Annotated in this window: 15 protein-coding genes; 9 read left to right on the top strand and 6 right to left on the bottom strand. The window is 70.2% G+C overall.

What is annotated here, in order from left to right; all coding sequences use genetic code 11:
- Positions 1–12: 12 nt before the first annotated feature.
- The 3 genes from uvrA (at position 13) to OV427_RS06860 (ending at position 7,120) form a co-directional block, all read left to right on the top strand.
- Entirely contained in the window at positions 13–5,313 is a 5,301-nt protein-coding gene (uvrA, locus tag OV427_RS06870) for an excinuclease ABC subunit UvrA (RefSeq protein WP_267855307.1), read from the top strand.
- Positions 5,314–5,347: 34 nt separating this feature from the next.
- Positions 5,348–5,956 (top strand): glutathione peroxidase, encoded by a 609-nt coding sequence (locus OV427_RS06865; RefSeq protein WP_267855306.1) that lies wholly within the window; start codon positions 5,348–5,350, stop codon positions 5,954–5,956.
- Between the two features lie 183 nt (positions 5,957–6,139).
- Positions 6,140–7,120, top strand: a complete 981-nt coding sequence (locus OV427_RS06860; RefSeq protein ID WP_267855305.1) for a DUF5996 family protein — start codon at positions 6,140–6,142, stop codon at positions 7,118–7,120.
- 8 nt (positions 7,121–7,128) lie between these two features.
- On the opposite strand, the gene OV427_RS06855 is transcribed toward OV427_RS06860, so the two are convergent.
- The 3 genes from OV427_RS06855 to OV427_RS06845 are packed head-to-tail and all read right to left on the bottom strand — an operon-like array spanning position 7,129 to position 8,827.
- On the bottom strand, positions 7,129–7,650 hold the full coding sequence (locus OV427_RS06855; protein WP_267855304.1) for a hypothetical protein: 522 nt from the start codon (positions 7,648–7,650) through the stop codon (positions 7,129–7,131).
- Positions 7,651–7,655: 5 nt separating this feature from the next.
- On the bottom strand, positions 7,656–8,186 hold the full coding sequence (locus tag OV427_RS06850) for a zf-HC2 domain-containing protein (RefSeq protein WP_267855303.1): 531 nt from the start codon (positions 8,184–8,186) through the stop codon (positions 7,656–7,658).
- Positions 8,186–8,827, bottom strand: coding sequence for an RNA polymerase sigma factor (locus OV427_RS06845; RefSeq protein ID WP_267855302.1), 642 nt, complete (start codon positions 8,825–8,827; stop codon positions 8,186–8,188). Before OV427_RS06845 ends, OV427_RS06850 begins: the two co-directional genes overlap by 1 nt.
- Positions 8,828–8,999: 172 nt before the next feature.
- Here OV427_RS06845 and OV427_RS06840 point away from each other — a divergent pair, with 172 nt between their 5' ends.
- The gene (locus OV427_RS06840; RefSeq protein ID WP_267855301.1) at positions 9,000–9,578 is read left to right on the top strand and encodes a TIGR02265 family protein; all 579 of its coding nucleotides are present in this window, start codon (positions 9,000–9,002) and stop codon (positions 9,576–9,578) included.
- Positions 9,579–9,595: 17 nt separating this feature from the next.
- Here OV427_RS06840 and OV427_RS06835 read toward each other — a convergent pair whose 3' ends face one another.
- Positions 9,596–10,054, bottom strand: coding sequence for a peroxiredoxin (locus OV427_RS06835; protein ID WP_267855300.1), 459 nt, complete (start codon positions 10,052–10,054; stop codon positions 9,596–9,598).
- Between the two features lie 168 nt (positions 10,055–10,222).
- Here OV427_RS06835 and OV427_RS06830 point away from each other — a divergent pair, with 168 nt between their 5' ends.
- From OV427_RS06830 to OV427_RS06810, 5 genes are all read left to right on the top strand, one after another.
- The gene (locus OV427_RS06830) at positions 10,223–11,476 is read left to right on the top strand and encodes an imm11 family protein (protein ID WP_324289941.1); all 1,254 of its coding nucleotides are present in this window, start codon (positions 10,223–10,225) and stop codon (positions 11,474–11,476) included.
- A gap of 87 nt (positions 11,477–11,563) precedes the next feature.
- On the top strand, positions 11,564–12,673 hold the full coding sequence (locus tag OV427_RS06825; protein ID WP_420718350.1) for a YcaO-like family protein: 1,110 nt from the start codon (positions 11,564–11,566) through the stop codon (positions 12,671–12,673).
- Entirely contained in the window at positions 12,670–13,851 is a 1,182-nt protein-coding gene (locus OV427_RS06820; RefSeq protein WP_267855297.1) for a TfuA-like protein, read from the top strand. The genes OV427_RS06825 and OV427_RS06820 overlap by 4 nt, the downstream gene beginning before the upstream one ends.
- A gap of 243 nt (positions 13,852–14,094) precedes the next feature.
- Complete coding sequence (locus OV427_RS06815; protein ID WP_267855296.1) at positions 14,095–16,110, top strand: serine/threonine protein kinase; 2,016 nt, start codon at positions 14,095–14,097, stop codon at positions 16,108–16,110.
- A 55-nt stretch (positions 16,111–16,165) separates the two neighbouring features.
- Entirely contained in the window at positions 16,166–17,080 is a 915-nt protein-coding gene (locus OV427_RS06810; protein WP_267855295.1) for a DUF2381 family protein, read from the top strand.
- A gap of 9 nt (positions 17,081–17,089) precedes the next feature.
- Here the strand turns inward: OV427_RS06810 and OV427_RS06805 are convergent, their stop codons facing one another.
- Positions 17,090–18,001, bottom strand: coding sequence for a type VI immunity family protein (locus OV427_RS06805; protein ID WP_267855294.1), 912 nt, complete (start codon positions 17,999–18,001; stop codon positions 17,090–17,092).
- Entirely contained in the window at positions 17,998–18,690 is a 693-nt protein-coding gene (locus OV427_RS06800; RefSeq protein WP_267855293.1) for a hypothetical protein, read from the bottom strand. The genes OV427_RS06805 and OV427_RS06800 overlap by 4 nt, the downstream gene beginning before the upstream one ends.
- Between the last annotated feature and the right edge of the window lie 142 nt (positions 18,691–18,832).

Raw genomic sequence — 18,832 nt, 5'->3', positions numbered from 1 at the left:
CCTGCGACCTCCATGCATGAGACCCACCTCGTAGGCGCGCGCACGCACAACCTGAAGGACCTCTCCGTTGACCTGGCGGAGGGGGAGTTCGTCTGCATCACCGGCGTGTCCGGGGCGGGGAAGTCCAGCCTGGCGCTCGACACCCTGTACGCCGAGGGGCAGCGGCGCTTCGTGGAGAGCTTCAGCCCGTACGCCCGGCAGTTCCTGGAGCGGCTGGAGCGGCCACCCATGGATGCGCTCGAGCCCGTGGCCGCCGGGGTGGCGGTGGACCGGCGGGCCCCGGTGAAGAGTTCGCGCTCGACGGTGGCGACGCTGGCGGACGTGGAGCCGTACCTGTCCGCGCTCTTCACGCGCGAGGCGGTGCCGGTGTGCCCCACGTGCGGCGTGGAGGCGGTGCGCACGGACGCGCGCGTGGCGGCGGCCGCCGTCATCCGCGAGCACCCGGACGCGCAGGCCGTCATCACCTTCCCGGTGCGCATCCCCGACACGTCGGCGTTCCTGGACGCGCGGACCCGGCTGTTGAAGGACGGCTACCACCGGCTGATGGTGCAGGGCGAGGTGAAGGAGCTGGAGTCCCTGAAGCCCTCCGAGGCCACGGACCCGGCGGGCGTGGCGCGCGTGGTGGTGGACCGGGTGAAGCTGGCGGACGCGCAGTTGTCGCGCGTGACGCAGGCACTGGAGGACGCATGGGCGCGCGCGGACGGCGAGGCGCTGGCCTTCATCCCCGGCCAGGCCCCCCACCGGCTGCGGCGCGGCCTGGTGTGTCCGAAGTGCGCGAAGGAGTTCGAGCCCGCGCGGCCCGGCCTCTTCAGCTACCAGTCCCCGGTGGGCGCGTGCGCGGCGTGCCGCGGCTTCGGGCGCACCATCGGCATCGACTGGGGCAAGGTGATTCCCAACCCCACGCTGAGCCTGTCGAAGGGCGCCATCCGCCCGTGGTCCGGTCAGTCCACGTCGTGGGAGCGCGGCATGCTCCAGCGCTGGTGCAAGGCGCGGGGCATCTCCATGGACAAGCCCTGGGGGGAGCTGACGCCGGAGCAGCAGGAGCTGGTGCTGGAGGGCGAGGGTGACTACCGCGACGGCCGCGCCTACCCGGGCGTGCGCGCGTGGTTCCGGTGGATGGAGGGCCGCACGTACAAGATGCACGTGCGCGTGCTGCTGGCCCGCTACCGCGCCTACTCGCTGTGCAAGGACTGCGGCGGCGCGCGGCTCAACGAGCAGGCCCGCGCGTACCGCGTGGGCGGGCTGGATCTGCCCTCGTGGCACGGGCTGGAGCTGACGGACGCGCTGGCGCGACTGGAGGCGCTGAAGACCACCACCGGGCAGGGAGACCTGGCCCGGCGCGAGCTGGCCGGCCGCCTGCGCTACCTGCAGCGGGTGGGCCTGGGCTACCTCACGTTGGACCGACAGGCGCGCACGCTGTCGGGCGGCGAGGCGCAGCGCGTGTCCCTCACCGCGGCGCTGGGCACGTCGCTGACGGGCGCGCTCTTCGTGCTGGACGAGCCCACCGTGGGCCTGCACCCGGGCGACGTGCCGCCCTTGACGGAGGCCATCGCCGAGCTGGCGGAGCGGGGCAACATCGCGCTGGTCATCGAGCATGACCCGCTGGTCATCCGCTCCGCGCACCGCGTGCTGGAACTGGGCCCCGGGGCGGGGAAGCAGGGCGGGACGCTGTGCTTCGACGGCACCCCCGAGGCGCTGGCGAAGAAGGCGGACCTGCCCACCGGCCGGATGCTGGCCGGGAGCGGCGAGACGAAGCGCACGCCGCGCCAGCGCAAGGGCGAGCTGGTGGTGAAGGGCGCGCGCGAGCACAACCTGAAGGAATTGTCCGTGCGCGTGCCGCTGGGCGTGATGTGTGCGATTACGGGGCCGAGCGGCTCGGGCAAGAGCACGCTGATGGACGAGGTGCTCTACCGGCACCTGGCGCGGCGGCTGGGCGTGAAGGACGTGGAGGCCCCGGGCGCGGTGGAGGCGCTGGAGGGGATGGAGGCGGTGGAGGACGTCACCTTCGTGGACCAGTCCCCGCTGGGGCGTACGTCGCGCGGCAACGCGGCCACGTACACCAAGGCGTGGGACCGGCTGCGCGAGCGCTTCGCCGCGGAGCCGGACGCGGAGGTGCGCGGCCTCACCGCGGCGCACTTCTCCTTCAACGTGGACAAGGGCCGGTGCGAGGCGTGCTCGGGCGAGGGCTACGAGACGGTGGAGATGCAGTTCCTCGCGGACGTGGCGCTCCTGTGCGCGGCGTGCCGGGGCCGGCGCTTCAAGGAGGACGTGCTCGCCGTGCGCCACCAGGGCTTCAGCGTGGCGCAGGTGCTGGAGATGACGGTGGCGGAGGTGCTCCAGCACTTCGGTGACGACGCGGCCCTCCAGCGCACGCTGGGGCCGGCGGCGCGGCTGGGCCTGGGCTACCTGCCGCTGGGCCAGCCCCTGTCCACGCTGTCGGGCGGCGAGGCGCAGCGGCTGAAGCTGGCGCGCGCGCTGGCCAGCAATGCGAAGGGCACGCTCTTCCTCATCGACGAGCCCAGCGCCGGCCTGCACGCGGAGGACGTGCGCCACGTCATCTCCGCGCTGCACGAGTTGGTGGACCGGGGTGCGAGTGTCATCGTCGTGGACCACGACGTGTCGGTGATGAAGGGCTCGGACTGGGTCATCGACCTGGGTCCGGTGGGCGGGCGCGATGGCGGCCGGCTCGTGGCCGAGGGCACCCCCGACGACGTGGCCCGCGCGAACGGCGCCACCGCGAAGGCGCTGCGCGGCGAGCACAAGCCCCTGGGGCGCTCGGTGAAGCTGCGCCGGCCGGGGAAGGACGCGGTGCCCGCGATTGAGGTGGAGCACGCGCGCGAGCACAACCTGCAGGACGTGTCCTGCCGGATTCCCCTCGGCAAGATGACGGTGGTGACGGGGCCGAGCGGCTCGGGGAAGAGCTCGCTGGTGTTCGACGTGGTGTTCGCGGAAGGCCAGCGGCGCTTCCTGGAGACGCTGAGCCCGTACGCGCGCCAGTTCCTCCCCACCATGCCCCGCCCGGACGTGGAGCGCATCGGCTCGCTGCCGCCCTCCGTGGCGCTGGAGCAGCGCACCTCTCGTGCGGGCGCCACCAGCACCGTGGCCACCGTCACCGAGGTGGCGCACTACCTGCGCCTCCTCTTCGCCAAGCTGGGTGAGCCGCACTGCCCGCGCGACGACTCGCCCATCGCCTCCACCACTCCGGACGTGCTCTACGCGCAGCTCACGGCCATGAAGGGCGAGGGCACGGTGCTGGCGCCGGCGGTGCGCGCGCGCAAGGGCACCTACCTGGACGTCTTCGCCGCCGCGGCGCGCGGGGGGATTGCGCAGGCGATGGTCGACGGGAAGCTGTCCTCGACGGATGACCCGCCGCGCCTGACGAAGACGCGCGAGCACGACATCGACCTCGTCATGTACGAAGGCAAGCTGTCGAAGCTGCCGCGCGAAGTCTTCGACAAGGCGCTGGGCTGGGGCCAGGGCGCGCTGAAGGTGGGCGGCGGGAAGGGTGAGACGCTGCTGTCCACCGAGCGCACCTGTCCGAAGTGCGGCACCGCCGTGCCGGAATTGGACCCGCGCTGGTTCTCCTTCAACACGAAGCAGGGCCGCTGCGAGTCCTGCGAGGGCACCGGCGTGCAGGGCGGCGCGGAGGCCATGGCCGAGGGGGAGACGGCGCCGTGCCGCACGTGCGACGGAAGCCGGCTGGCCCCGGTGCCTCGCGGCGTGCGGCTGGAGTCCGCGCGCTACCACGAGGTGGTGCAGCAGTCCGTCGCCTCGACGCTGGCGCGCGTGCGCACGTGGAAGTTCAAGGGGGACCGGGCGCTGATTGGCGAGCAGTCCCGCCAGGAGCTGCTGCGGCGCCTGGAGTTCCTGGAGCGCGTGGGCCTGGGCTACCTCTCACTGGACCGCAACGCGGCCTCGCTGTCGGGTGGGGAGATGCAGCGGCTGCGGCTGTCCGCGCAGTTGGGCGCGGGCCTCACCGGCGCCATGTACGTGCTGGACGAGCCCACCATCGGCCTGCACCCGCGTGACACGCACCGCCTGCTGGACAACCTGCGCGCCCTGGTGGCCACGGGCTCCACGGTGCTGGTGGTGGAGCACGACTCGGACACCATCCGCGCGGCGGACCACCTGCTGGACCTGGGCCCCACGGGCGGGCGTGGCGGCGGGCACATCCTCGCGGAGGGCGCGCCGGACGTGGTGCTGGAGGGTGACTCGCCCACGGCCCGCGCGCTGAAGGCGGCGCAGGTGCGGCCTCCGTCCGGGCGCGGCGAGCCCACGCAGTGGCTGGAGTTGAAGGGCGCGCGCGCCAACAACCTCAAGCGCGTGGACCTGAAGCTCCCGGTGGGACGGCTCAACGTCGTCTCGGGCGTGTCCGGCTCGGGGAAGAGCACGCTGATTCGCCAGGTGCTGTACCCCGCGCTGCGCGAGAAGCTCGAGCTCGTCACCGTGAAGCCGGGGGCGTTCGACTCGCTGCGCGGGGTGGAGTCCATCAAGCGCGTCCTGTCGGTGGACCAGTCGCCCATCGGCCGCACGCCGCGCTCGGTGCCGGCGACCTTCCTGGGCATCTGGGACGAATTGCGCCGCGTATTCGCGGCCACGCCCGAGGCGAAGATTCGCGGCTTCACGGCCACGCGTTTCTCGTTCAACTCGGCCCAGGGTGGCCGGTGCACCGCGTGCGAGGGGCAGGGCGCCATCTCCCACGAGATGTCCTTCCTCCCGGACGTGGTGACGCCGTGTGAGGCGTGCAACGGCGCGCGCTTCGACGCGGCCACGCTGGAGGTCCGCTACAACGGGCTGTCCATCGGCGACGTGCTCCGGCTGTCCGCCGACGAGGCGAAGGACGTCTTCCGCGCGCTGCCCCGGGTGGCCGCGCCGCTGGAGTGCCTGGCCGACCTGGGTGTCGGCTACCTGCAGTTGGGCCAGGGCTCCAACACCCTGTCCGGCGGAGAGGCGCAGCGGCTGAAGCTGGCCGCGGAGCTGACGGCCACCGCTCGGCACGAGCCCACGCTGTACGTGCTGGACGAGCCCACCACGGGCCTGCACCTGGGCGACGTGGAGAAGCTCATCACCTTCATGGGCCGGCTGGTGGACCGCGGCGACACGCTGGTGGTCATCGAGCACCACCCGTCCGTCATCGGCGCGGCGGAACACGTGGTGGAATTGGGGCCCGAGGGGGGCGAGGAGGGTGGCCACATCGTGGCGACCGGCACGCCTCGTGAAGTGGCGAAGCTGAAGACGCCCACCGGGCGGGTGCTCAAGTCACTCTTTTCCGGTGAGGACACCCGTCCGAGAGCCTCGGCACGGAGGGCGTGAAACCCGTGCGGGGTTCCGGCATCCTTGCGGACGCATGCGAACCCTCCACACCCTGTCCCTTGTCGCGGCGCTCGCCGTCACCCCGGCGCTCGCCGAGAACAAGCCCGCGAAGTCCACCCCCACGCCGCCTCCGGCCGCCAAGGCCGAGCCCCAGAGCGAGAAGAAGCCCATGTCCCTGCACGACCTCTCCGCCAATCGCCTGGACGGCACGTCGGAGAAGCTGTCCGACTTCCAGGGCAAGGTCGTCCTGGTGGTGAACACCGCCTCCGAGTGCGGCTACACGCCGCAGTACGCGGGCCTGGAGAAGCTGTACCAGGAGTACAAGGACAAGGGCGTCGTGGTGGTGGGCTTCCCCTCCAACGACTTCGGCGGCCAGGAGCCGGGCAGCGCGGCGGAAATCAAGAAGTTCTGCGAGCTGCGCTACAAGATCACCTTCCCCATGTTCGAGAAGGTGAAGACGAAGGGCGAGGGCCAGTCCCCCGTCTACGAGTTCCTCTCGCGCAACCACCCCGCGCCCAAGTGGAACTTCCACAAGTACGTGGTGGGCAAGGACGGCCAGGTGAAGGCCGCCTTCCCGAGCTCGGTGACGCCCGACAGCGCCGAGCTGAAGACGGCCCTGGACGGCGCGCTCTCGCAGAAGTAGCCCTTCTCTGGAGGCGGGCGGCGAGGAGCCGTCCGCTGGCTGCACCCGGCCGCACGCATGGGGGCTCGCGGGGCCTGACGCTCCGCTTCCCGTCCTCATGCCGTGCGGCCTTCGCCTTCCGCGTGGCACCGGCGCGGGCCCCGCCCCCATCCTCAAGGCGAACCTGGCCTGTGGAGGGGCTCCATGGACACTCGGGAAGCGGCCTGGCCGGAACTGCCGCTGGAGGCCTGGCGGGACAGCCAGGCCACGCTGCATCGGTACACGCAAATCCTGGGGAAGGTGAAGCTCGCGCTCACGCCGCCGCAGAACCACTGGTGGAACGTCACGTTCCGGGTGATGGCGCGCGGGCTGACGACGGGGCTCATTCCCTACGGCAGCGGCGGCTTCGAGGTGGACTTCGACTTCGTCGGGCACGAATTGCTCTTCCGCACGAGCGGGGGAGAGACGCGGGTGCTCGCGCTGGAGTCCCGGCCCGTCGCGGAGTTCTACCGGGACGTCATGGCGACGCTGCGCTCGCTCGGCGTCGAGGTGCGCATCTGGGACGTGCCCGTCGAGATTCCCGACGACACCACCCGCTTCAGCGAGGACCGGCACCACGCCACCTACCAGCCCGAGTACGTGCAGCGCTGGTTCCAGGCGCTGCTCCAGTCGGCGCTCGTCCTCGAGGAGTTCCGGACGCGCTTCACCGGCAAGTGCAGCCCGGTCCACTTCTTCTGGGGGGGCTTCGACCTGGCGGTGACGCGCTTCTCCGGCCGCCTCGCGCCGGAGCGTCCCGGCGCGGACATCATCACCCGCGAGTCGTACTGCGAGGAGGTGTGCAGCGCCGGCTTCTGGCCGGGCACCCCGGAGACGAAGGGGGCCGCCTTCTACTCCTACGCCGCGCCGGAACCAGAAGGCTACTCCACCGCGAGCGTCCGTCCCGCCGCGGCCCGCTATGACCAGGGCGGCTTCAATGAGTACCTGCTGACCTACGACGACGTCCGGCGCGCCGGGAATCCGAGGGCCTTGCTGCTCGACTTCTTCCAGAGCACCTACGACGCCTGCGCGGACCTGGGCGGGTGGGACCGGGCGCGGCTGGAGCGGCCCCTGTACCTGCCCGAACATCCGCACGAGGGCCGCGCCCCGGAAGCCTCGGCCACACTCCCGGAGCAGCCCTCGCCCTGAGGGACGGCTCAGTCGATGAGCGGCAGCTCCGGGACGACGCCGTTGCGCTTCCACTTGCCGAGCTTCAGCTTCCCCTCACTGCGCGCGAGGGTGAGGGCGAGCATCGCGCGCTTCGCCGGCGGAAGCTCCTTCGCCAGGGCCTGGTACATCTCCTTGTCGAGCGAGGCGATGCGCTCCCGTGCCTCGAAGGCGCGCTGGGCGGCCGCGTCCACCTGCGGCTGGGCCGCTGCGTCTCCCCGGGCAGCCTGATGGAGGGTGCGCACGGCGTCGCGCACCTGCTCGCGCAGCGGGCGGCGCCGCTCGTCGAACCGGCGCAGCGTCTCCTCCATCTTCAGCGCCTGCGCGTTGTCCAATTCCAGCGCGTCGGAGAGCTCCAGCACCTGTCGCAGCCGCTGGCGCTTCTCCACGCGCTCGATGCGCTCCGCGTCGCGGGCACCCCGGTCCTTGTCCTTGTCCTCCCGGCCAGGCTCCGCCATCACCACCCAGGGCAGCAGTACCAGCGCCAGCGCCGCCGTCCGCGTCCGCTTCATCGTCCTCACAGCGTCTCTCCCAGGTCGAAGTCCATGTCCTCGTCCATGACGTCGCCGTCGTCCGGCGCGTCCGGGTCCTCGTCGAGCGGCTCCAGGCCGGCCCAGGCCTCGATGGCGGCCATCGTCTCCGCGTCCACCTCCTCGGCGTCCACGGACGCCGAGGGGGTGTTCGGAGTCGTCACCGTGCCGGTGCCATTCCGGAAGCCCTGGAGCCTGCCCGGTACCAGCAGCATCAGCGCCACCACCGCCGCCGCGGCCGCGATGGAGCCGAGCGTCCGCCGCCTCAAGCCCCGGTGCTGCGCGTCCCGCCGCCAGGCGGACAGGGTGCGCCGGGGCAATTCCTGCACCTCGGACTTCTCCTCGGCCGAGAGGGGCGGCAGCTCCGCCAGCATGAGCACGCCCACCGTGGACGCGAGGGCCTCGCGGCACCCCTCGCACGTCTTCACATGGGCCTGGACGCGGGCGGCCTCGTCCGTCTCCAGGCCTCCCGTGGCGTGCACGTCCAGCAGCACCTCGTATTCAGGGCACGCGGCCATCAACTCTTCTCCTCGGGCACGCCCACCTGCGTCTTCAACCGCTTCACCGCGTGGTGGAACTGCACCTTCGCGTTGTTCTCCGTGATTCGCAGCGTCTGGGCGATGTCCTTGAAGGACAGCCCGCCGTCGATTCGCAGCGTCAGCACCTCGCGCTGGCGGCGGGACAGGGCCAGCACCGCGGCGCGCACCTGACGCTCGCGCTCACCGCGCTCCAACCCCTCCTGCGCGGACTCCGTCGGGTCCACCGCCAGCGCTTCCGGCCCCGCCTCCACCAGCACCGGCCGCCACCGCTGGCCCTGGCGCGCATGGTTCTTCGCCAGGTTGATGGCGATGCGCACCAGCCACGCGCGGAAGGGCGCGGGGCCCGTCGGCGTGAAGCGCGAGAAGACGCGGCGTGACGCCTCCAAAGCGCGCAGGAAGGCCGCCTGCGCCAGGTCCGCCGCGTCCTCGGGGCGCGACACGTAGCGCCGCACCAGCGAGAAGACGAGCGAGCGGTGCCGCATCACCAGCACCTCGAAGGCCGCCGGCTCGCCCTCCAGGAAGGCCCGGCACAAGTCCTCGTCCGAGGCCCGCTCCAGTCCCGGCCGGGCCCCGCGCGAAGGCAGCGCCACCACCCGCCCGCCTGTGTCTCCCGGACTCACACCCCTCCAACCCCCGGACCCCCAGAAGGTTATTTTCGATACGGTTGGTGCCGGAGATTACAGATTGTGCAGGAATTGCAGCACGTTGGGTGGGGCTATCGTGCCGTGCCGGGTTGCTGGTGACGCGGGCCCGCTGACAGAATGCCTGACTGCTTGCAACCACGGACGGGGCATGGTGACGGAAGGCTCTAGCTCTCGCATCAAGGGTGGAGTGCTCATCTCCCGGCTGAACATGCTGCGCCATCACGGCGGGCAGGTTCGGGTGGACGAGGTGCTGCGGCGGCTTCCGCCGGAGGACCAGGCGCTGTTGCGGAAGATGATTCTTCCCATCGCCTGGTATCCGCTGGAGTTGAACCTGCGGCTGGACACGGCCATCGCGGAGGTGATGTCGCCGGAGGACAAGCGCAGGGCCTTCATCGACATGGGCCGCGCGTCCGCCGAGGAGGCGCTCCACGGGGCGCAGCACGTCTTCGTGCGGCCCGGGGACCCGCAGTTCCTGCTCAGCCAGGCGCCGCAGATCTACCGCTTCTACTATGCGGTGGGCTCGCGCACGTACGAGCAGACGGGCGCTCACGGCGCGGTGTTGCGCACCTTCGGGGCGGAGAACGTCACGGAGACGGACTGCCTCACGATTATCGGCTGGCACGAGCGGGCCATCGAGCTGTCCGGTGGCCGCGCGGTGAACACCACCCACCCGCTGTGCCGCGCCCGGGGCGCGCCGCACTGCGAGTACCACTTCGCCTGGGAGTGAGGCCCGCGCACCGGCCCTCAGCTGGCGAGGGGGTTGGCGCGCAGGTAGCGGAGCACGTCGTCGAGGTGGCGGTAGACGCGCACCTCGTGGCGGATGACGTGCTCGATGCGGCCGTCGGGGGCGATGATGAAGGTGACGCGCCGGTCGATGTTGAGCACGGGCCAGAGCACGTCATAGGCGCGGCTGATGTCGCGGTTCTCGTCACCGAGCAGGGCGAAGTGGATGTCCTCCTTCGCGGCGAACTCGCACTGCGTGCGCTGCGTGTCCACGGACACGCCCACCAGCTCCGCGCCGAGTGACTTGACGAGCTGGTGGTTGTCCCGGAAGGCCCTGTTCTCGATGGTGCAGCCGACGGTGAAGGCCTTGGGGAAGAAGAAGAGGACCACGCGCCGGCCGCGCAGCGAGGACAGGTGCAGGGGCGCACCGTGACAGTCGGTGGCGGTGAAGTCCGGCGCGGAGTCTCCGACGGCAAGCATTCCGGTGGGTCCTCTTCCTGGGGGGCCAGGCTCGGTTCACCCCTACCACGTTTCGATGGGGGCGCTGCTGCCCCGGTTGCTCGACGTGGGGGCCTGTCTGGCCGGGGTCGCTGTGCTGGCGGATAGTGCGCCGGCTGCCCCGCCAGTCGATGACGTGAGGAACACTTGATGTCCACCAGGTACTTCGAACTTCTGGATGACGTCTATCCGCCTGACCAGTGGGCGCTGGGAGTGCCGCTCGATTCGCAGGGGCAGAGGCTCAGGATCTGGACCTTCAGGCGAGGAGAGCGCGCTGACATTGATGGATGCATCAGGATTCCCGTCACGGTTCAGGGACAGGCCTTGGGCTTCTCCGAGGCTGGAGCTGCCGTTCCCGTCGTCGATGAAAAGGCTGCCAATGTGTTCGCGGAACTGGCGCCTGGACAGGTTCAGCTCATCCCGGTGGACGTCGAATCGCGCTCCCAGAAGTACTTCATCCTCAACGTGCTCCGCGTCGTGAAGTGCATCGACGAGAAAGCATCCACGGAGGTGCAGCACTGGACTCCGGAGGACGATGAGCCCGAGCAGGTGGGCGAGTACAGCGCAGTCCACGGCATGCGCATCGACCCTGCGCAGGTCGGAGATGCGAAGGTCTTTCGTCCCTGGGGCTGGCCGGCGGCCCTCATCGTTTCCGAGGACATCAAGGACGCACTGGAGCGAGCGGGCGTCACGGGCCTGAAGTTCGAGGACGTCACCGGCCCTGACTCCTTAGCCGTGAGCGAGAAGGACACCTGGGAGCAGAGACACCGCGCCCGCCTGAAGCAGATGGACACGGCGCGCGACGCGGCGTGGAACTCGATGGGGCGGTTGGAAGAAGCCGCCATCATCCCCATCATCCCGAGTGGCCCGGACTGGCCGGGGCATCGCCAGGCCTGGCGGGTCATCCATCGCGAGTCGGGAAGCACGCTCCTCGTCACCGACGGCCTCTCGGACCCCTTCATCGACCGTGACGCGCTCACGACAGGGTTCGGTCTCGAGCTCGCCATCGAAACGAACGAACCCCTCCCCGAGGTTCGCGCGAGCTGGCAGTTGCGCCTGCTGCGCGAGGTGGCCGACGAGGTGGCGGAGCACGAGAACGTGCGCACCTGGCTGCACCGGGGCCTCATGTCGATGGAGGTCTCCGGGGACGCGATGCCCGAGCCGCTCGTCACGAGCGAAGGCCGCGTCGCCGTGTTGCTGGGGATGGAGTCGAGCACACTCCCCCGGCGGTTCCCCACGCCCGCGGGCGAGGTGCTGCTCGTCACCATCAAGGCCCTCCTGCCGTCGGAGCTCGCATTCATGCTCGCGCAGGGACGCGGCGGGACGGCGGAGCTGGCACGCCGTTTCGCCCAGGAGAGCGACGCACCCCATCTGTCCCGCTCGTGGCGCAAGCCCGTGGTGTGAGCGCGTTTCAAGGTAAGGTCCGCGCCCGTGCGGCCGACCCAGGACGTCTTTTCCTCGCAGGAGTTTCCCCGACGGCTGGCCCGGGCCATGGGCGTGACGCGAGTGGCGCGTGTCACCGGACTGGACCGGACCGGAGTCGAAGTGGCGTGCGCCGTGCGGCCCGGAGGCCACGTGCTCCAGGTGTGCAACGGCAAGGGCCTCACGTACTCCGACGCCTCGTGGGGCGCGCTGCTGGAGACAGCGGAGCTGTGGGCGGCGGAGACGGTGATGCCGGGCCGGCTCATGTGGGGCTCACGGTCGGAGCTGGACGGCCGGCTGGGCTCCCTGTGGGGCGCGGAGTCGCTCGGTTCCGCGGGCGCGCTCGTGGCCCCACGTCTGTGGGGAGAAGGAGTGCGCTGCGCCTGGCGTGAAGCCACCGAGCTGAACTCGGGGCGCTCGGTGTGGGTGCCCGCGCAGGGCATCCACGTGCCTCCTCCGGAAGGGCCCGCGTTGGGGCCGGTGGCGGCGGCGTGGACGAGCAACGGCTCCGGGGCACATCTGGACGCGGGACAGGCCCTGCTGCACGCGCTGCTGGAGGCGACGGAGCGAGACCAGCTCTCCCGGACGCTGCCCGAGGGGTGGACGGAGGAAGGCGTGCGGCAACGCCTGCTGCGGCCCTCGGAGCTGTTGGAGGCGGCGCCTCGCACGTCGAAGCTGGCGGAGACGCTGCGGGAGCGGGGCTTCGGCGTGTACCTCTTCGACGTCACACCTTCCAAGCGCACGCCCGGCGCGGTGGGGCTGCCGGTGGGCGCGGCGGTGCTGGTGGATTTGGAGGAAGGGCCCGTTCCACTCACCGCGGGTTATGCGTGTGCCCTGGGCCGGGACGAGGCGCTCCTGAAGGCCCTGCTGGAGGCGGCCCAGTCGCGACTGACGGACATCCACGGCGCGCGCGAGGACGTGGACTCGACGGACCGTGAGGCCGCGCGCGGCTTCGCGGACGCCTGCGCGCAGGTGCGCCCGAGAAGGCGGGCCGAGGACATGCCGGACCTCGGTGCTCACGCGAAGGCGCCGGCTGCGCGAAGGGTGCGGCGCGTGCTGGAGCTGCTGAAGCGCGCCGGCTTCGCGCGAGTGGCCGCGGTGGAGCTGGACTCGCCCGTCACCGGACTGCACGTGCGGCGGGTGGTGGTGCCGGGCATGCGCATCTCGGAGCTTCTATGACGCGGCGAACGGACGCGCTGGTGGTCTTCCTGGGGCCCTCGTTGCCGGCGGACGAGGCGCGGCGGCTGGCTCCGTGCACGGTGTTGCCTCCGGCGCGGCAGGGGGACGTGTGGCGCGCGCTGAGCCTTCGGCCCCGGGCCATCGCCCTGGTGGACGGCGTCTTCGAGGCGCAGCCTTCGGTGTGGCACCACGAAATCCTGGCGGCGCTGGAGGCGGGCGTCGCCGTCTTCGGCGGCGCGAGCATGGGAGCGCTGCGCGCCGCCGAGCTGGCACCGCACGGCATGGTGGGCGTGGGGCGCATCTTCGCGTGGTACCGGGATGGAGTGGTGGTGGACGACTCCGAGGTCGCCCTGCTGCACGCGGACGCGGAGCACGGCTGGCGGCCGCTCACCGTGCCGCTCGTCAACGTGCGGCACGTGGCGGAGCGCGCGAGGGCGGCGCGGGTGCTCGGGCGCGACGCGGCGAGTGCGCTGGTGCAGGCGGCGGACGACCTCTTCTACCAGGAGCGCACCTGGCCCCGCGTACTGGAGCGCGTGCGTCCAGGATGGACGGAGTCCACGCGAGCAGCCTGGGAGGCGTGGTTCCCGGCGGGTGCCGAGGACCTGAAGCGGCTGGACGCCATCGCCTGCGTCCAGGCCGCGGCGGAGTGGGCGGCTTCGGGGACGCCGGCTTCGATGGGAGCGCGACAGTCGCCCTCGTCGCTCGTGCGTCGTCGCCGGTTGATGGATGACGTGACGCAGGTTCGCGGCGGCGCGGTGCCCTCGGGGCGCGTGCTGGAGGCGCTGCGCGAAGCCCCTGATGCGGTGGAGATGGCCGAGGCGGGTCTGCGCCGGGCGCTGCTCGCGGGGCAGGCGCGGACACTGGGGCTGACGGCGACCTCCGACGAGGTGGACGCGGAGGAGGCCGCGTGGTGGGACGCACGGGGCGTCGCGCCTGGCCGGCGTGAGGCGTACCTCACCGCGTGCGGGCTGGACACGGTGGGGCTGCGAAGGCTGTGCGAGGAGCTGGCACTGGAGCGGCTTGTCCTGGAGCACGCACCGCGCCTGCTGCCCGACGGGCCGTCCTGGGACGAAGCCCTGGCCTCCGAGTCCCGACTGCGCGGGCGCTGGGCCCGGACGGCCCGGGAGGTGGCGCGCGAGGACTCCGGGGAACCGACGGGGGACGTCGGGTCGGAGTGAAGCGGGGCACCCACCTCGCGGGTGGGAAATTCTGTGACAGACCTGCGGGAGAGGGTAAGGTCAACCCTGGAGGTTGCCCTTGTTCAGCCCCGCTCCCTGGGTGGTTCTCGCTCCTCTCGTGCTGCACGCGACCATGACGGCCTCGCCGTCACGTGGTGCCGTGCGCGTGGGTGGTTCGGGGGCGGGTGGCGCAGTGGGGCCGGGGACAACCTGGCGGGTGGGGTGGGCGGTGGAGGCCCGTCGATGAGGTCGCCGCCGTTCCACCCGGACCAACTGGTTCCCGACAGCGAGGTCGGCCCGTGGCGCGTGGTGGCGTCGCTGGGGGCCGGAGGCTTCGGGCGGGTCTTCAAGGTGGAGCGGGGCGGACGGTTCTACTCGCTGAAGATGGCGCTCCGTCCGGCGGGGCCGCACGCCGCCGAGGAGGAGGACGTCAACGGGCGGCTGGCGCACGAGGTGGCATCGCTGCTGGCCTGCGCGCCGCACCCGAACCTTCCGCGGCTCCACGCGGTGGACCGCTGGCCGGAGCCGCCCGACGGCTACCTGTACTTCGTCACCGACTACGTGGACGGAGAGACGTTCCACGAGTGGCGCTGGCGGGTGAAGCCCACGGCGGCTCACCTGCTCTCCGTGTTCACGGAGGTGGTGCGCGTGGTGGCGGACCTGCACCGGCGCGGCATGCACCACCGGGACTTGAAGGGCGACAACCTGCTCATCCGCCGCGAGGACGAGCGCCCCTTCCTCATCGACCTGGGCACCGTGAGGATGCCGGGCGCGACGACGCTGACGGTGGGGGTGGCACCGGCCTCGCCGCACCTGCTGCCGCCCGAGTGCGTGGCCTTCCTGCGCGAGGGCTCGTGGCAGCAGGGCGCGCACTTCGACGCGGGCGTGCCGGGTGACCTCTACGCGCTGGGCGCGCTGCTGTACGAGGCGCTCACGGATGGCTACGCGTTCGACCCGAAGCTGCCCTATGACCGGCTGCTGCCGGCCATTGAAACGGTGATGCCGCGCGCGCCGCATGTCGTGAATCCGAAGGTGCCGCGCACCCTGAGCGACGTGGCCATGCGCCTGCTGGAGAAGCGTCCCGAGGACCGCTATCCGGGCACGGAGGCGCTGCTGCAGGCGCTCTGGGATGTGGCCAAGGAGAAGCGGCAGCCCGCGTGGCGGGTGTCGCTGGACCGGCCTCCGGAGATGGATTCGCAGAGCGCGGGCTCGGAGACGCCGCGCGTGCGGATGATGCCGGAATTGGGGCGGGCGCCGCTGGAAGCGTTGAAGCCGCCGGAGTCCTCCGAGACCACGGAGCCCGAGCCGGCTCCCGTGCCTGCCACGCTGGAGCCGCAAGCGGCGGCGTTCGTGAGCGGACCCGAGCTTCCGCCTCAAACCATGAAGGGCGAGGAGGTGACGCCATCGTCCTCGCCCCGAGGGAGGCACCGGGCAGTGGTGGGGTTCGGGTTGGGCGTGCTCCTCGTCCTTGGCTTCGTGGCCTTCGCGCTGCCACGCCTCTCGCAATCCCCTGGAGGCGCGGAGGCGCCTGTTCCTCCGCCCTCTACCGAGAAAGGAAACCCCGCTGTGACGAGCCGTCCTCCGAGTCTTCCCGATACAAACCCTGTGGCGACAGTGCCACCCGCAACTGACGCGGGGGGGGGCCCGGACGCGGGCCTGCTGGCCTCCGCGCGGGTGACGAACCCTGCTGAGGGTGACGCCGTCACCCCACCTCCGCCCAGGCGACCGGGCTCGAGTCGCGCCGCGAAGGCGGCAGCGGCAGCGGCGTGCGTCGGTCTCGGTGCAGCCTGCGCAAGTGCACCCGAGGTGCGGATTCACTCTCCGGAGAAACCGTGCGCGCCGGAGGTAGTCGAGTCGATGATGAAGCTGGGTTTCATTCCGCCCAACCCATTCGCCAACCCCGAGAAGGTTGCGTTTGATCCGGATGCCCTCGACGAGAATGTTCCAGCGCCGCCAGATGGCCCCCTGACCCTCTACGTGTTCAATGACATCCAGGCGTCCTGGGGGCAGAGGTTCGTCATCCCAGCGGGGAGCCGCCTCCGTGGACAGGCTTTTCGCGGGAAGGACAGCCTCTACGGCTGGATAACGGAGGCCGTGACGCCTGATGGCAAGCGCTACCCTCTCTGCGTCAATGTCGTAACAAACGAACTCCGATACGACCTGGGACAGCCTTACGAAGCTTCCAGCACGCCCGACAGGCCGATGGTGAGGTCGAGAGTGCGTTTGGCGTCGACGAAGAACCTCGGAAGGCTCAAGTAGGGGCGCCGCGAGCCTGATGAGGTATGGATGCTCCTCTCCAGGAGGTCTTTCGGACTTGTTCGCTTCGTACTCCTTCATCGTGCTCGCGTGGGGGCTGTTGCTGGCACCAGTCGCGGATGCCGCCGAACTTGGTGCTCTAGGGCCGTTGGCGGGTGTGCGCCGCATCGACCTCAAGGAAACGCGCGCGCCGCTTCCTGAAGTCCATATCGGCCCAGGGCTCACCACCACGGTGCTCTTCGATTCACCGATCCGGCTCGATGAAGTGGTGCTCGAAGGACGCGAACGCTTCCAGCGACTGGGCATGTCGGAGGACCACCTGGTGCTCGTTCCCTCAAGCACCTTCGTCCACGGTGAGCAGCTGCGCCTGGAGGTCCGATTCCGCGACGATGCGGCTCCGGAGCGGGCTGCGTTCATGCTGGTGGTCGATGCCGCCCGGGTCGAGCGCCAGGTCGAGATCTACCGGCAGCCCCGCACTGCGGAGTCCTACCGTGTGGAAGTCGAGGAGCTGAAGAAGGGAATAGCGAGGCTTCGTCAAGAGGTCGGGAGGCTGCATCAAACGAATGCCCCGACTGGCGGTAGCGATTCCCTGCCCGCGACGATTGCGAGGGTACTGGAGGTCGAGGCAACGCCGCTGACTTTTGGACGGCAGGACAGCTCTGTACCGGCTTCCGTCAGTGAGGTGAATGTCGTTCGGCTATCAGGGCGCTGGCTTGCCCTGAGCATGATTCTGAAGGGGGAGCGGGGCAGTGGAGCCTGGACGGCAGTGGAGGTTGTGCTCCGAGATGCCCGTGGGCAGGCAGTGAAGGCGCTACCGCCGTGGCAGCAGGGCCCCGTGCGCCCCGGGACGTCTCCGCAAGTCGTCATCATGATGGAGGACGAGGCCGCACTCCCCTCGGGCCGCTACACCCTCGAGCTGTGGGACGAAGGCCGCGGACAGCATGTGACGCTCGAAGGGCTCGAAGTTCACTGAGCATGGGGCTCAGTCCAGGAAGCGGCGCTCCCAGCGGCGCTTGTCTTCCGGGATGAAGTCGTGAACGAACACGGTGCCTGGGTCGTGGTAGAGCCACGGCTCCAGCACACGAGCCAGTTCCCGGTAGGCGGGCAGATCCTTTCCTGCTTCCAGGTCACCGGCCTCGGGCCACTGCCCGAGTGTGACGACGGCGCGGTCTCCCGGAAGTTGCTGCACGGTGGTCCCCGGTGACGACAGGCGCGCACGCAGTATCTCCGTGCCGCCCAGTTCTCCCAGCACGGACTGCCCGAGGAACGTCAACCAGTACGCGCCAGGGATCCGTGTGCCGATGTCCCATGCGACAAGATCCTCGAGTACGTCCATGCCCGGGTAGCGGAAGCACATGCTTCGCACCCTCCGTCGGACACCCAATTCGTCCATGATGGCGTTGAAGGAGAGACTGGCGTACCCGGAGTTGAGGGGCAGGTGAGAAGCCAGTTCGAGCGCCAGTTCACGCACGCGTCCGGGACCGTGTTGCTCCAGGTATTCCGTGGTCAACATGAAGGTCGCAATACACGCGCGTCCCGGCTCGTCGAAGGGGCCCAGTTCTTCGTGCGAGATGCCTTTGTATTCGAAATAGAATTCGGACATGCCGTTGGAGTCACTTGCGAGCGTGACGAAGGGATGAGCGGTTTCGAGCAACTCCTTCTGGATGCGCTCCCAGGTGAAGTCGTCGAGCCGATGCCAGTACCCCTCCATGTCGGGGTACTGCGTCAGCGCCTCAGGTCCCAGTGCCTCCATGAACACCTTCAGGGCCCGGAGCACTGCCGGACCGAGTCCCTTGTGGGAACGGTGCATGAAGAATCTGAAGGTGAGACCGTCGCGAATCACGACGTAGCCGTCTTCAGTCTGGACCCGGACTCGTGGATATCGCTCGTTCACTCGAATTCCTTTCTGGGACGCACACGGGTCGGCTGCACTCCGAAGGTGCGCTCATATGCTTTCCCCTGATTCGAGACTCCACTGGCGTTTCCGGAAGGTTGGTTCCTCCATGCGGAGCGATTGCCTTCGGGACAAGGGAACTTGAAGTCAAAGACGGCCTGAACCTGAAGTGGGTTGCCCGTGTGGATGACGACATCTGGCACCACCGAGCCCACCAGTTCCTTGCCTCCCCTGCGCAGCATTGCCAACTCTGTTTCGAGGCTGATCAGTTCCAGTTGTCGCGTCTCGGGGTGGATGCGGTAGCGCTGCTCCAGGGTGAAGCGTCCGGGCTGTGCGCGGCTCAGCTTCTCCTCCGTACACTGGCTGGCGAGTTCGTGTTTCGCACCTCCCAGCCTCATGCCACGGGTCACCGGATTCTCTCGTGTGCCGCCCACCTGTTGGTCGCACTCCGTCGCGTTCGGGGCCCGCCCTCCGAACTCCTTCCGGTTCACCTCTGCATCCGCCCACTTCGCGCACTCGAACAAGATGTCCTCGATGCTTTTCCGGACCAACTCGTCGAGTACCTCCCACGCCTTGCCCGCCGCGGCCACCTGGGCGGCCCGAACCGCCAGCGAAACGCCGGGCTCCTTCCCGGCCAGCGCGGCGCAATAGGCCGGGTTGCGCTGACACGCTGCAGTCGCCGAGTCCATCGCCTGCGCATAGCTCCCCGTCCCTCGCCGGGAAGGGCTCCCCGCGCTACACCCCACGAGGAACAGCAGCACTCCCACGGCAGCGACCCCCGTCAGACGGCCGCTGCATCGGGTCCTTCTTCGAATGCTCATGCCCCAACAC

This window comes from Pyxidicoccus sp. MSG2, from assembly GCF_026626705.1.
GTDB lineage: Bacteria > Myxococcota > Myxococcia > Myxococcales > Myxococcaceae > Myxococcus.
This window is presented reverse-complemented; position numbering and strand designations above follow the sequence as displayed.